Origin of the sequence: Aeromonas sp. SER (assembly GCF_038739615.1) — a bacterium.
GTDB classification, from domain to species: domain Bacteria; phylum Pseudomonadota; class Gammaproteobacteria; order Enterobacterales; family Aeromonadaceae; genus Aeromonas; species Aeromonas jandaei.
Genome location: NZ_JBCGFC010000003.1, coordinates 198052 through 212201 on the forward strand (window position 1 = coordinate 198052; position 14150 = coordinate 212201).

Annotated in this window: 10 protein-coding genes; 7 read left to right on the forward strand and 3 right to left on the reverse strand. The window is 57.5% G+C overall.

The genetic code is table 11. The features are described from left to right. Window positions 1–99 precede the first annotated feature (99 nt). From secF to tyrA, 4 genes are all read left to right on the forward strand, one after another. The gene (secF, locus tag AAHA41_RS05985; RefSeq protein WP_182927649.1) at window positions 100–1017 is read left to right on the forward strand and encodes a protein translocase subunit SecF; all 918 of its coding nucleotides are present in this window, start codon (window positions 100–102) and stop codon (window positions 1015–1017) included. Window positions 1018–1305: 288 nt separating this feature from the next. Then, complete coding sequence (gene glgC, locus AAHA41_RS05990) at window positions 1306–2583, forward strand: glucose-1-phosphate adenylyltransferase (RefSeq protein WP_041209897.1); 1278 nt, start codon at window positions 1306–1308, stop codon at window positions 2581–2583. A gap of 355 nt (window positions 2584–2938) precedes the next feature. Further along, complete coding sequence (locus tag AAHA41_RS05995; RefSeq protein WP_041209896.1) at window positions 2939–4012, forward strand: 3-deoxy-7-phosphoheptulonate synthase; 1074 nt, start codon at window positions 2939–2941, stop codon at window positions 4010–4012. Between the two features lie 70 nt (window positions 4013–4082). Beyond that, window positions 4083–5210: a bifunctional chorismate mutase/prephenate dehydrogenase gene (gene tyrA / locus AAHA41_RS06000; RefSeq protein WP_323070321.1), complete on the forward strand. Its 1128-nt coding sequence runs from the start codon at window positions 4083–4085 to the stop codon at window positions 5208–5210. A 975-nt stretch (window positions 5211–6185) separates the two neighbouring features. On the opposite strand, the gene AAHA41_RS06005 is transcribed toward tyrA, so the two are convergent. After that, on the reverse strand, window positions 6186–7310 hold the full coding sequence (locus tag AAHA41_RS06005) for a porin (protein WP_323070322.1): 1125 nt from the start codon (window positions 7308–7310) through the stop codon (window positions 6186–6188). Window positions 7311–7710: 400 nt separating this feature from the next. On the opposite strand from AAHA41_RS06005, the gene dinG reads away from it, so the two are divergent. From dinG to AAHA41_RS06020, 3 genes are all read left to right on the forward strand, one after another. Next, a complete protein-coding gene (gene dinG / locus AAHA41_RS06010; RefSeq protein WP_323070323.1) occupies window positions 7711–9783 on the forward strand; it encodes an ATP-dependent DNA helicase DinG in 2073 nt (690 codons plus the stop codon). A gap of 158 nt (window positions 9784–9941) precedes the next feature. Beyond that, window positions 9942–10601: a DUF2057 domain-containing protein gene (locus AAHA41_RS06015; RefSeq protein WP_208736550.1), complete on the forward strand. Its 660-nt coding sequence runs from the start codon at window positions 9942–9944 to the stop codon at window positions 10599–10601. 81 nt (window positions 10602–10682) lie between these two features. Then, the gene (locus tag AAHA41_RS06020) at window positions 10683–11579 is read left to right on the forward strand and encodes a histone deacetylase (RefSeq protein ID WP_323070324.1); all 897 of its coding nucleotides are present in this window, start codon (window positions 10683–10685) and stop codon (window positions 11577–11579) included. A 133-nt stretch (window positions 11580–11712) separates the two neighbouring features. On the opposite strand, the gene AAHA41_RS06025 is transcribed toward AAHA41_RS06020, so the two are convergent. Continuing rightward, a complete protein-coding gene (locus tag AAHA41_RS06025; RefSeq protein WP_323070325.1) occupies window positions 11713–12861 on the reverse strand; it encodes an MFS transporter in 1149 nt (382 codons plus the stop codon). Window positions 12862–13146: 285 nt separating this feature from the next. Next, window positions 13147–14097 carry a ribosome biogenesis GTPase YlqF gene (gene ylqF / locus AAHA41_RS06030; RefSeq protein ID WP_033114400.1) on the reverse strand — a complete coding sequence of 317 codons (951 nt, stop codon included), beginning with the start codon at window positions 14095–14097 and terminating at the stop codon, window positions 13147–13149. Window positions 14098–14150 lie beyond the last annotated feature (53 nt).

Sequence of the window (14150 nt, forward strand, 5' to 3'; positions counted from 1 at the left end):
GCCAGCCAAACACGCCGGATCAGAGACATTTCCCCCGCAGTGCCAAGGCACGTCGGGATGCGGCCGCCAGCCAGACGCTGGCAAGCCAAGGAGAGAACTATGTTGAGAATGATTGTTGCCATGGGGCTGACCCGCTGGCGTTATATCGGCCTGTGGGCCTCTATCGTACTGACAGTGGCGAGCATCGCCATGCTGCTGGTCAACGGCCTTGCCCTCGGCCTCGACTTTACCGGTGGCACCCTGCTGGAGTTTCATATCCAGACCCTCAAGGAGGCCCATGAGCTCAACGCCATGCTCACCTCCCCGCTGGCGGGCGCGGTGGAGCTCAGCTCTGCCGGTGTCCCCGGCGAGTGGCTGATCAAGCTGCCACCGCACGAACTGCCCTGGCAGGCCACCGAGCTTGCCACCATGCTGACCCAGCAACTGGGCATGCCGGTTGAGCTGCTGCGCACCACCATCGTCGGCCCGCAGGTGGGCGCCGAGCTGTTCCAGCAGGGGATGCTGGCGGTACTGGTCGCCTCCCTCGCCATCTCGGCCTATCTGGCGTTTCGCTTCGAGTGGCGTCAGGCCATCGGTATTCTTATCTCGGTGATCCACGATGCCATCGTGGCGCTGGGGTTGCTGGCGCTGTTCAACATCGAGTTTGATCTCAACGTCATCGCCGGTCTGATGGCGGTGATCGGCTACTCCCTCAACGACAGCATCGTGATTTCGGACCGCTTGCGGGATCTGCTGAGCTCGCGCACCCAGATGGGGATCCACGAATGTTCTGATGTTGCCATCAAGGCCACCTTCAGCCGCACCATGATCACCTCGGGCACCACTTTGTTTACCGTCGGGGCACTGCTGCTGTTTGGCGGCGATACCCTCTACGGTTTCTCCTTCACTCTGTTCACCGGCATTCTGGTGGGGACCATCTCCTCCATCACGGTGGCCTCGACCGTGCAGGAGCTGCTGGGTCTGAGCCCGCAGGCCTATCAGAAGAAGGGTGAGGAGCCGCTGGCAGAGGCAGCATAACCGCCCTTTTTGCGGTTCTTTTTACGGTCTGTTTTACCTCCCACCTTGCGGCCCCTGCACACAAGCAGGGGCCTCTTTCCTGCCCACGCTGTTAACGCTGTTAGCTTCTTTTTGCGAAGAAAATTTACGAGTGAGCAGATTGACAGCAAAAGATGAAAAAACAACCACACCTTAATAACAAAAAAGTCATTTTATTACGGCATCCCCCTCAAAAATGTGACTGAAAGCACTTTCTTTAGGTCTCAAAAGCGGCAAGATTGTAGTGATTTATCTACAAAGGGATACAAGATGTTGTTACAACCTGCCAATACAGCAAAGGCAAGACAGTTGCTGAACGAGACCATGGCTTTGGTTCTCGCCGGAGGGCGGGGTAGTCGCCTCAAACAGTTAACTGATAACAGAGCGAAGCCTGCAGTCCACTTTGGCGGAAAATTCCGCATCATCGATTTTGTGCTCTCCAACTGCATCAACTCCGGCATTCGCCGCGTCGGTGTGGTGACCCAGTACAAATCCCACAGCTTGCTGCGCCACCTTCAGTCAGGTTGGTCTTTCTTGCGCTATCAGATGAACGAGTTCATCGACCTGCTGCCCGCGCAACAGCGCGTGGACGAGGTCAACTGGTATCGGGGCACCGCTGATGCGGTCTATCAGAACCTGGACATCATCCGCGACCACGGTCCCAAATATATCGTCGTACTGGCAGGCGACCACATCTACAAGATGGACTACGCCGCCATGCTGCTCGACCACGTCAACATGGGCGCCAAGGTGACCGTTGCCTGTATCGAAGTGCCGCGCAGTGAAGCGAGTGCCTTCGGGGTGATGGCGATCGATGGCGATCGCAAGATCAACGCCTTTGTGGAAAAGCCGGCCAACCCGCCTGCCATGCCGGGCAAGGAAGATACCTCCCTCGCCTCCATGGGGGTCTACATCTTCGATGCCGACTATCTCTATCAGTTGCTGGATGAAGACATCACCAACGACGAATCCCACCACGATTTCGGGATGGACGTGATCCCCCGCGTGGTGCGGGAAGGGACTGCGTACGCTCACCCGTTTGGCATGTCCTGCGTCGGCTGCAATGCCGAGAAGCGTCCCTACTGGCGCGATGTGGGCACTGTGGACTCCTTCTGGGAGGCCAACATGGATCTCGCCTCCGTCACTCCGGAGCTCGATATCTATGATCAGGACTGGCCCATCTGGACCAGCCAGACCATGACGCCGCCTGCCAAGTTCGTGCAGGACAGAAACGGCCAGCACGGCATGACCATCAACTCGATGTTCTCTGGCGGCACCATTGTCAGCGGCTCCTTTATCCTGAGCTCGGTCCTCTTTACCAATGTGCGGGTTCACTCTTTCTGCACCCTGGATCAGGCCGTGGTCTTCCCCGGGGTAGAGATCGGGCCGGGCTGCCGCCTGCGCCGGGTTGTGATCGACAAGGGGTGCAAGCTGCCGGAAGGGATGGTGATCGGTGAAAACGCCGATGAGGATGCCCGTCGCTTCTATCGCTCCGAACAGGGCATAGTCCTGGTAACCAAAGAGATGCTGGACAAACTCAAGGCGTAATATCACGTCTTGAACGGGGCTCTGGCCCCTATTCGAAGGGGCCATCAGGGCCCCTTTCTTGTTTCTCTGCGGTGTCGAGCCAGCTCCCCTTTATGCTTCTTTTGCTCTCTCCCCTACGCAACCGTAAACATTTAATTACAAAAGTCACTCCCCATCACGCTATGCTTCGCTATTTTATTACCATAACGACTATATCAACGCGTTTTTATCTGCATAAATGGCAGTAAACCCACTTGTTTCACTTGATTGTTTGTTTTTACTTGGTAAGGTGAGGGCGGTTGCGTAACAAAGCACGTACCAATGTAAAAATAAATGTACGATCGCTTTTAGAATTCAGTCCAGAGAGAACGACATCATGCAAAGAGATCCCCTGAACAACATCCATATCCAGTCCGAACAAGTGATGATCACGCCTGCCCAGCTCAAGGAGAAATTGCCTATCTCCGCCAAGGCGCTGGCATTCGTGCAAGGGGCCCGCAATACCATCGCCGATATCATCCACCGCCGTGACCACCGGCTGCTGGTGATCTGCGGCCCCTGCTCCATTCACGACATGGAGGCCGCCAAAGAGTACGCAACCAGACTCAAGGCCTTGCATGATGCCTATCAGGACTCTCTCTACATTGTGATGCGGGTTTACTTTGAGAAACCCCGCACCACGGTGGGCTGGAAGGGCTTTATCAACGATCCCAATCTGGATGGCACCTTCGACGTAGAGCTGGGGCTGCATCGTGCCCGCGAGCTGCTCTGCTCGCTGGCCGAGATGGAGCTGCCGCTGGCGACCGAAGCGCTCGACCCCATCAGCCCGCAATACCTGGCCGAGCTCTTCTCCTGGTCGGCCATTGGCGCCCGCACCACCGAATCCCAGACCCACAGGGAGATGGCCTCCGGCCTCTCCATGCCGGTCGGCTTCAAGAATGGCACCGACGGCAATTTGGGCACCGCCATCAATGCCCTGCAATCGGCCTCCTCTCCCCACGCCTTTATGGGTATTAACCAGCAGGGCCAGGTCGCGCTACTGCAGACCCAGGGCAACCCGGATGGCCATGTGATCCTGCGCGGCGGCAAACACCCCAACTACGACTCGGTCAATGTGTCGCTGGCGGAAGAGGCGCTGGAAAAAGCAGGCCTGCAGCCGGGACTGGTAGTGGATTGCAGCCACGGCAACTCCAGCAAGGATCACCGTCTGCAGCCCAAGGTGGCTGACAACGTCATCCACCAGATCCTGGAGGGAAACCGCTCCATCATCGGGGTGATGCTCGAATCCAACCTGTTCGAGGGTAACCAGTCGAGCGAGCAACCCAAGTGCGAGATGCGCTACGGTGTCTCCATCACCGATGCCTGCATCGACTGGGAGACCACAGAGGCGCTGCTGGCCCGTTGCCACAGCCAGCTGGCGGCACCACTCAAGAGCAGAACTGGCGGTTAAGCCGTGATATCTTGATGCAACATATTGAATCACAAGGTGCCGCTGCTGGCGGCCCCCACAGGGACTGAAGATGGCAGAAGAGTTGAATGCCCTCAGGGACAAGATTGATGCGGTAGACCGGCAGCTGATCGATCTGCTGGCCGCCCGTCTGGCGCTGGTGGGAGAAGTGGGTGAAGTGAAGAGCCGCCACGGCCTGCCCATCTACGCACCGGAGCGGGAGGCCAGCATGCTGGCCCGCCGCCGTACCGAAGCCGAGGCACTGGGCGTGCCGGGTGATCTCATCGAAGACGTGCTGCGCCGGGTGATGCGCGAATCTTACGCCAGTGAAAAAGATACCGGCTTCAAGTGCATGAAGCCGGATCTGGGCAAGGTGGTGATCATCGGTGGTCAGGGCCAGCTTGGCCGCCTGTTTGGCCATATGTTCACCCTCTCGGGCTATCACGTCGATACCCTCGAACAGGCCGACTGGCCGCGTGCTGACGAGATCCTCGCCGGAGCCGGTCTGGTGATGGTAGCGGTGCCCATCGACATCACCTGCCAGATCATCGACCGGCTCGGCAACCTGCCCGCAGATTGCCTGCTGGTGGATGTCACCAGCGTCAAATCAGCGCCGCTCGAGCATATGCTGGCTGTGCACCGGGGGCCTGTGCTGGGGCTGCACCCCATGTTCGGACCGGATGTGGCGAGTCTCGCCAAGCAGGTGATCGTCTGCTGTCAGGGACGTGACGCTGCCGCCAGCCAGTGGCTGCTGGAGCAGATGACCATCTGGGGCGCCCGCCTGCAGCAAGTGGAAGCCAAAGCCCATGATGAGGCGATGACCTTTATCCAGGCGCTGCGCCACTTTGCCACCTTTGCCTACGGCTGGCACCTCTCCCGGGAAGGAGCCAATCTGGAGCGGCTGCTGGCGCTGAGCTCCCCCATCTATCGGCTGGAGCTGGCCATGGTGGGGCGGCTGTTTGCCCAGGATCCCCACCTCTATGCCGACATCATTCTGTCGTCGCCACAGAACCTGGCTATGATCCGCCGCTACTACCAGAACTTCGGCGAGGCGCTGGGTCTGCTGGAGCGTGGAGACAGGGACGGTTTTATCGAGGCGTTCAGCCAGGTTTCCGGCTTCTTTGGCGAACACGCCGACCAGTTCCTGCGCGAAAGCCGCACCCTGCTGGCACAAGCCAACGATCGCCGCCAGCACAGCTGAGCGAGCCCGCACCAACCGATTGCCAAGGGAAGATGCCTCTCATCTTCCCTTTTTATTGATACGCCCTTAATTGCCACGCTGTTTCTTGGCTCTCCATTTCTTGACTCGCCATCCAAAAGCCCCGGCCTAAACACACGCTGGAGCTCCTTTTGCAGACCACGCTCTTCCCTTATCAGCTCACCAGCGGAAAATAATCGCACTTGTTTTACTGCCCACCGCTAATGGTCGCTCGCTTGCTATCCATCTGACAGCAACTGGCAATCGGCAATCGGCAATCGGCAATCGGCAATCGGCAATCGGCAATCGGCAATCGGCAATCGGCAATTAAACATCGAGCAGCAATACAACCGAACAGCCAAGCCACAGGCCAAATCAGCCATATTGGCTATTGGCTATTGGCCTCTTCTGCCACAGACCTGAGGAGGACTAAACCATTGCAGATACACGAAAAGCTATGACGTCCATCCAACAGGCTCTCAATTAGACAGCCCGTTAAGATCGGCCATATCCCTCATTACGTTGAACTCAATGCACCAAACCCCGACAACAGGCCAAGAAGATCGCCATAAATTTAATTTATGTATTTTCCCAAAATGACCGAATTTTTGTTTATACCGCACATATATTTCTTCCCCAGCACCTAGCGCTGCAATTCTCCACCGGACAGAGGCTGCACCCGAATTTGGGCTGTTCACTCAGCAGAACGTAGCCTGTTAGCCTGAAGACATTTATGAGCTGCAGGAGCAGGAGCAGGAGCAGGAGCAGGAGCAGGAGCAGGAGCAGGAGCAGGAGCAGGAGAGATTAATCGTTACAACAGCTTTGGCAACTTGGGCAGCAATAGGGCATACCCAGCTGCTCATCCAATCGCTAGCAAGGCAGCAAGACGCCAAAAAGAAAATGGCCGGATATCAATCCGGCCATTTTATCGCTTAGTCAAAGACTCAAGCTTGGATATTGCTTGTCAGCAACTTCTTATTAGAAGTTGTACTGCAGAGCAACAGTCCACTCGTCGTCCAGCTTCTCGATGCTCTGGATTTTGTATTCGGTGTAAGCTTTCAGCTTCGGAGTGAAAGAGTACTGAACACCCAGCAGAGTTTCGTCAACCAGATCCTTGTAGCTGGAACCGGCAGTGTTAGCTTTGACTTTGGACTCTTTAAAGTTGTAACCAGCCAGGAAGGTCCAAGCGTCTACGTTGTAGGACGCAGCCAGCTCATAACCACGGCCTTTGTCTTTGTCGCCAGCGGTCGCTGAAGAGTACTTCAGGTCGCCTTCGGTATACATACCGGCGAAGTAGAAACCGTTGATGGCATAGTGAGCGCCCAGAGCCCACTCTTTCTTGTCACCGGTGGTGCCACTTACAGTGTTTTCCAAGTCGGAGTAGGCATAACCAGCGTTGAAGCCCAGACCGAAGTCAAAGTCGTAGCCAGCCGCAGCTGCATAACCGTAGTTACGCTTAACGTTATCACCGTATGCGGTTTTCTCTTTGATGCTTTGACCTACATCAGTAACAACAACAGCTTTCTCATCGTTGGTCTGATAAGACAGCTTGCCTTTGAAGCCACCGATAGCGTTGGAGTAAATGATCTGGCCTTCTTGACGACCGTCGTAGAAGTTACCGGCATCGCCCCACTCGTTGAAGATATCGGTCGGTTCCAAGACGTCGTAGAAGGCGGTATCGGTCTGACCGAAGATGATCTTACCGTATTGGGTACCGTCGAAGCCGACATAGACGTGACGGGAGTTGAACTTGTTGTCAGAGTTTTCAGCAGAAACTTGCCACTCGGTCTTGGCGATAGCAGCCCAAGTGTTGTTCAGAGCAATTTTGCCAGACCAACCCAGACGGGAAGAACCAATCAGCTCACCGTCGACGTCAGAGTAGTGCGCTGCAACACCCGGGGTCTTCTCGTTAAGACCGGTTTCTTGGTTGATGCTCCAAGAATCCTTAGTTGCAGCAACAGATTTGTTGTGATCGCCGTAGTAGTTAGCCTGTACACGGCCGTATACGTCGAAAGTCACACCGTCTTTGTCATAAACAACGGCAGCGTTGGCTGCGGATGCAAACAGAGCCGGGATAGCAATAGCCAGAATTGTCTTTTTCATAGTTTCCAATGCCTACTGTAATTAAACACTAAGTCTTTGTTATTCCCTGTGTTAGCGATGTACTTTGCATCACTATGACGGCGAGACTAGCACCGGGTTTTCACAACCGCAACGAAAAAACTTGGAACTTTTTATGAAAAGCATAGTCACCGAGGCAGAAATGTGAGCCAGCTCTCACAATGTCTACCCACCAAAGGAAAACGTTTACAATGCTTTTTGCTGTTTTTTTATACTTGCACAGCCTGTTTTTTAGGTAATTGCAGCTAACTCCCTGATAAACAACCAACCTCATCAGACCAGTGCGAAATGAGGGTGATGAAAGAGCGCCCCTCGACCCCGACAAGGGGATACGGGTATCCTTAGCCTTTCCCCGCGCAACAACCAAACTGGCCTCCTCTTTATGCTGTCAACTCGCCTCAAAGCCACTATTCGTCAAACCTACCGCCAGATTTCGGATGGCTTGCCCGGTTTTGTGCCGCGTAAAGAGCAGAATTTTCTGGTTGCCGAGATAGCCAAGACGCTGACCGGGGAGTATGACAAACAGCGCCGTATTCTGGTGGCCGAGGCGGGCACCGGTATCGGCAAGTCCCTCTCCTATGCTCAGGGAGCGATCCCTGTCGCGAGATTGACCCAGAAAAAGCTGGTGATCTCCACCGCCACCGTGGCATTGCAGGAGCAGCTGATCCACAAGGATCTCCCTTTCTATCACCGCCACAGCGAGTTGCCGTTTCGTTTTATGCTGGTCAAGGGGCGCCAGCGCTACTGCTGCGAACATCTGCTGGAGCAGGCTGCAAGCGGTAGCGAGATGGCCAACTTCGAATTCGACTTCGGCGCCCTGAGCAAACACAAACCGTCCGAAGCCGACAAGAGTTGCTATCAGGCGCTATGGCAGGCCTACACGGAAGGCAAGTGGGATGGCGATCGGGACAACTGGCCCAAACCCATTCCCGACCTTTGTTGGGATCGTATCGCCGCCGATCGCCACACCTGCAACAAAGCGCTGACTCACCATCAACACTGCCCCTTCCACCGCGCCCGCAACGACATGGATGCGGCTGACGTGCTGGTGGTCAACCATGCGCTGCTGCTTTCTGACCTCACCATGGGGGGGGGCATCATCCTGCCGCCGCCCGACGAGTGCATCTATGTGCTGGACGAAGCCCACCATTTGCCCACCATCGCCCGGGATCATGGCGCCGCCTCGGCCAGCGTCAAAGGCTCCCGCCGCTGGCTGGAAAAACTGGTGCAAAGTGCAGGCAAGCTGACTCGTACGCTCAATAAAGAGAGCCTCATCGATCCGCAATTGAAGTTGCAGGATGCCCTCGCCTCTATTCAACCCGACCTCAAGGCGGTGGAGCAGTGGCTCGTCAGCAATGACCGGCTGTTTGGCAGCGAGATGCACTACCGTTTTGGCGAAGGGGTATTGCCAGACCCGCTGCCGATGCTGGCGGAAAATCTCAAGGAGTCGAGCAAGAAGGCGCTGCGAGCGCTGGACAGAATGCAGGCAGCCATCGGTGAAGCCCTGAAAGATGGCGAGATCCGTCGCAAGGAGGCCGAGCCGCTACTGGCCGAGAGCGGTTTTCATCTGCAGCGGCTGGAGAGTTTCTGTGCCCTGTGGGAGATGTTGGGGCGCCATATTCCCGAGGGGAAGACCCCGCTCGCCCGCTGGATGGCCAAGAGTGACGATGGCGACATCTGGCTGCATGCCTCCCCCATCGAGGTGGGTTATCTGCTGGAAGAGTGGCTCTGGTCCAGATGCCTTGGCGCCGTGCTGGTCTCGGCCACCCTGACCGCCCTCTCCTCCTTTAGCTATTTCCGCCACCAGGTGGGTTTGAAGGAGCACGACGGCACCCGCTATCTGCGCCTGCGCTCTCCCTTTGATTATCAGAAGGCCGAGCTCTATCTGCCCAAGATGGCCCATGAGCCCAACTCCCCAGCCTTCACCAACGAGCTGATTAGTGCCCTGCCACGACTGCTGGCGGGTAAAGAGGCAAGCCTGGTGCTCTTCTCCTCCTACCGGCAGATGAACGAGGTGGCCATTGGTCTCAGGGCAAAAGGACTCTCTTTGCTGGTACAGGGCGAAGCCTCCCGCAACGCCCTGCTCACCCTGCACAAGCAGAAGTGCGACGGCGGTCAGGCCAGCATCCTGTTCGGTACCGGCAGCTTTTCCGAAGGGCTGGATCTGCCCGGTCACTACCTCACCAACCTGGTCATCACCAAGCTGCCGTTCGCGGTGCCCAACTCGCCGGTGGAAGAGGCCACTGCCGAGTGGGTCGAGAAGCGGGGCGGCAATCCCTTTTTGCAACTGACGGTGCCGGAGGCGTCGCGCAAGCTCATTCAGGCCTGTGGTCGCCTGATCCGCAAGGAGGCCGATCGGGGACGGGTCACCATTCTCGATCGTCGCCTGCTGACCAAACGCTATGGCAAGGGGCTGCTCGATGCCCTGCCCCCGTTCAAACGGCGCATTGAATGACACTCCCGAATCACGCTGCCACTCAATCTTAATGAGATAAAAGATGATATCTGGGTTGATTTTGACCAACTCAAAGAGCAATTGCCGCAGTGGGCCAAACCTGTAAAAATGAGCCCCTGTTTTCAGCAGGCAATCGTCTGACTGTTCAAGGAGATGAAATGAAACTGACTGTTCTGGTACCGGCACTGGCTGGTCTGTTGTTTGCGGGTAGCGCTCTGGCCAATACCCAGGTCGAAGTAAGTGCCCCTTATGTTGCCCAGCTGATCGACGGCCAACCGATCAACCCCAAACTGCTCGACAAAACCAGCACTTTCCCGCTCAGCGCCGGCAAGCATCAGCTGGTTGTTGCTTTTGAAGGGAACTACTCCAGCCGCAACGACATCAAGCTGGTAACTGCCGAACCGCTGGTGCTCAACTTTACTGCCGCCGACAACCAGAAGTTGGTGCTGGACTTCAAAAAGCCCCGCAATGAAATGGAAGCCAAGCAGTTCGTCAAGGATCAGAAAGTTGCACTGAAAGACGCCGCCAGCGGTCAGACCGTGGCCAGCGAGCAGTTCGTGATGCCGAAAGTCGAAGGCTTCCAGCTGACTCGTGACTACCAGCAAGAGCTGATCAACATGGGCAAGGCATTCAACCAGCCCAAGACTGTCGCCATCTCCTCTGCGGCCGTCATGGCTGCCGCCAGCGCACCGGTACAAGTAGCGCCGAGCAAGGCCGAGAGCAACCCGGAGGCCCTGACCCAGCTGCAAAACTGGTACAACAAGGCTGATGTGGAGACCCGCAAAGCGTTCCAGATCTGGGTTATCCAGCAGCAGTAATTGGATGATTCATCCCGCATCGCCGGGAGAGACAAGGGGAGCCTGGCTCCCCTTTTTCATATCTGGAGAGGCCCAGCCGTCATGTCACTGCGCATATTCTATCACCCCCTCTACTCTGCCCTGGCCCTGCCGGAGCATCATCGCTTCCCGCTGGCCAAGTATCAGGCGCTGTTTGAGCACCTTGGCAGCCTCGGCTATCCACTGGCTGAGGCCGCGCCCGCCAGCCGCGCACAGATAGAGAGCGTGCATGATGCGGCTTATGTGGAGGCGGCCCTCGCCGGCACCCTCGATGCGAGCGCCATCCGCCAGCTTGGTTTTCCCTGGTCTCCCTTGCTGATTGAACGCACCTTGCGCTCGGTAGGTGCCACCATTGCCGCCAGCCGCCACGCCCTGGAGCAGGGTTGCGGCCTGCAGATCTCCGGCGGTTATCATCACGCCCACCGGAATGTTGGCAGCGGCTTTTGTCTCTTCAACGATCTGGTGATCGCCGCCCAGACCTGTCTGGACGAAGGGCGCTGCGAGCAGGTACTGATCATCGATCTCGATGTCCATCAAGGGGATGGCAGCGCAGCCCTGTGCCAAGGGCGGCGCGATATTATCACCCTCTCTCTGCACGGGGAGCACAACTTCCCCCGCCACAAGCACGCCTCCCACATGGATTTTCCCTTGCCAAGCGGCATGGCGGACGATGCCTATCTCACCACGCTGGCGGAAGCGCTCAATCTGGCGCTGCGGCTCTACACCCCCGACCTCATCCTCTATCAGGCTGGCGTGGACGTACACCGGGGCGACGAGCTTGGCTATCTCGCCTTGAGCGATGAGGGAGTTCGCCTGCGCGATGCCATGGTATTTGAGTGCGCCCGACAGCACGGCTTGCCCATTGCAGCCGTGCCGGGTGGTGGCTACCGGCGCGACTGGCAGCAGTTAATCCCGCTGCATATGTCCTTGTTTGAAGAGGCAAAAAAGCGTTATGGCTAGCCGTTAATCTCTGATAACCACCGTTGCAGACAACAACAAGGCGGCTCAAGGGCCGCCTCTGCGTTATATCGCGCGTCATTGCGCAGTCTTTATCCCTTATCGGAAAGCGAGGATGGCGCCCTGCTGCTCTCGTTCAGGCGTGGGCCACCGGCGTAGGGTGTTTCCCCATGGGGCGCAGCAGCATCAGCAGATAGATAAGCGACACGCCGGCGATCATGATGAAGAGCAAGTTATCCGAAAGGTGCTGCATCAGGAGCGCAGTATAGGCTGGGCCGAGCAGGCTACCGATGGTATAGCTCAGCAGCAGTGCCTGATTCATCGCCACCAGCTGATGGTGTTCGACCTTCTCGCAGGCCCAAGCCATGGCCACCGGATAAAGAGTAAAACCGGCAGCGCCCAGGATAAACAGGGCCGGCCCCATCGCCACGCCGCCGAGCATGGCTGCGCAACCCAGGATCACCACCAGCACCTGCACCCGCAATACCGGCAGACGCCCGAAGCGATCCGCCAGACGGCCGACCGGCCACTGCCCCAGGATACCGGCACTCACCATCACCGCCATCCAGTAGCCGATCTCCCCATCGCTCACTCCCTGATGATTGAGGTAGAGCGGCATCAGGCCATAGAGCGACCCCAACACGATGCCGGAGATGATGCAGCCATCGACCCCGAGCCGCGCCTGACGCAGCCGCAGCATCGGCCAGACCCGGGTCGTCCCCTGTGCTTCGCTGCCCTCACTGACGATGCGAGTGAACAACAGCGGCAGAATCGCCGCCAATACCAGTCCGGTCGCCCAGGGCAGCACGTCCATCAGGCCGGTCGGCAGCTTGCTGACCAGCAGCTGCCCAAGCACGGTTCCCAGGTAATAGACCATCATGTAGGCGGCCAGCAGTCGCCCCCGATTGTGCGCGTTGCCGCTGCACATCAGCGCACTCTCCACCACCACCCATATCATGGCGCAGCCGATGCCGGCAATGAATCGCCAGGCGAGCCAGCTCCAGAAACCGAGGGTAATGCCGAGCCCGACACAACCTGCGGCAAAGATAACGGAGGAGAGGTAGTAGCTGCGGTTAAAGCCAAAACGCTTGATCAGGGTGCCCGCCAGCAGGGTTCCCAGCAGGTTGCCGCTGAAATAGGAGGAGCCGACCATGCCCACCTGCCAGGTCGGCAGATTGTCATGGGCAAGCCAGAGCGGCACCAGAGTATTGAGCACCGCGATGGAGAGGGTCAACAGCAACAGGCCACAGAGCAGTAACTGCACTGGCCGGGTGTATGTGGTCATGGGTAGAACCGTGAGGAGAGTCAAAATGCGAGCGCATCATGCCACTGCCAAATCCATTGTCAATCGGCGCTGCAGCCAAGTCGCAAGGTTTTGTTGCACGCTGTGATTGCTGCGAGATATGCCCCCATTTAACACCAGCGGTATCCTTTTGATTAACGAGAGATTTGGCCATAAAACCGGGATATGGCCAGTTGAAAATCATCCCTTCGCGCTACCTTGGCTCGCTTTTGCGGCCATAAACAGAAGAGGCGGCCCCCTCTTCTTTAATACCGAGCTCAATGCCGGTTAGCGCTGACGCTTCTTGGCGTACTTGCGACGAGCCCGCGCCTGGCGCTCCTCTTCCCGCTCCGCCTTCTCTTTGGCCTTCTGCTCGGCCTCGGCATCAGCTTCCACGATTTCTACGCTCACCATCTCCGGGGTCTCCAGCGAGATACGACCCAGCATCCCCGAACGGAATTCGTTGACCAGGATCTCGGACGCCTTGTGCAGATCTGCCAGCCCGCCCTTGCGCATGAAGCCGCGCTGGCGAGCGATCAGATCCAGCAGCTCGATCTCGGTCTCGGGCAGCTCTTCAATCTGATAACGCGCCTTGATCCGCTCCGGATACGCCTTGAGGAAGTAATCGGCGGCGAACATGGCGATGTCCGCATAGTCATAGACGGTATCCTTGATAGCCGCCGTGATGGCCAGCCGATAACCGCAGGAGGGCGGGTTGAGCTTGGGCCACAAAAAGCCCGGGGTATCGGTCAGGATAACGTGGTTGTCGAGCTTGATCCGCTGCTGGGACTTGGTCACTCCCGCCTCGTTGCCGGTGCGGGCGATGATGCGCCCGGCCAGGGTGTTGATCAGGGTGGATTTGCCCACGTTGGGAATACCCATGATCATGGCGCGCACGCCGCGCAGCTCCAGATTGCGCTCCGGCAGCATCTCGTGGCAGAGGGTCAGCAGTTGCTTGATCTTCTCCGGCTCCTGCTGGGTCAGGGGCAACGCCTTGATCCCCTTCTCCTTTTCCATGTGGGCCACCCACAGCTCGGTGATCTCGGGGTCGGCGAGATCCGCCTTGTTGAGCACCTTGATCACTGGAGTATCGCCACGCAGCTCGGGCACCAGCGGGTTTTCGCTGGAGAAGGGGATGCGGGCGTCGAGCATTTCGATGATGACATCGACCTGGGGCATGACCTCGGCAATCTCTTTGCGGGCCTTGTGCATGTGACCGGGGAACCAGTTGATGGACATATCCGTTACTCTCATCTAGGGACTGCGGGCGCGGGCTTGCAATGAAGCGAGCG

Bases quoted from the DNA above. Each gene is read 5' to 3' on its own strand.
- AAHA41_RS06015 (WP_208736550.1), top strand. From the start codon at position 9,942: ATGAAACTGACTGTTCTGGTACCGGCACTGGCTGGTCTGTTGTTTGCG.
- AAHA41_RS06020 (WP_323070324.1), top strand. From the start codon at position 10,683: ATGTCACTGCGCATATTCTATCACCCCCTCTACTCTGCCCTGGCCCTG.
- tyrA (WP_323070321.1), top strand. From the start codon at position 4,083: ATGGCAGAAGAGTTGAATGCCCTCAGGGACAAGATTGATGCGGTAGAC.
- AAHA41_RS06025 (WP_323070325.1), bottom strand. From the start codon at position 12,861: ATGACCACATACACCCGGCCAGTGCAGTTACTGCTCTGTGGCCTGTTG.
- glgC (WP_041209897.1), top strand. From the start codon at position 1,306: ATGTTGTTACAACCTGCCAATACAGCAAAGGCAAGACAGTTGCTGAAC.
- secF (WP_182927649.1), top strand. From the start codon at position 100: ATGTTGAGAATGATTGTTGCCATGGGGCTGACCCGCTGGCGTTATATC.
- dinG (WP_323070323.1), top strand. From the start codon at position 7,711: ATGCTGTCAACTCGCCTCAAAGCCACTATTCGTCAAACCTACCGCCAG.
- AAHA41_RS06005 (WP_323070322.1), bottom strand. From the start codon at position 7,310: ATGAAAAAGACAATTCTGGCTATTGCTATCCCGGCTCTGTTTGCATCC.
- ylqF (WP_033114400.1), bottom strand. From the start codon at position 14,097: ATGTCCATCAACTGGTTCCCCGGTCACATGCACAAGGCCCGCAAAGAG.
- AAHA41_RS05995 (WP_041209896.1), top strand. From the start codon at position 2,939: ATGCAAAGAGATCCCCTGAACAACATCCATATCCAGTCCGAACAAGTG.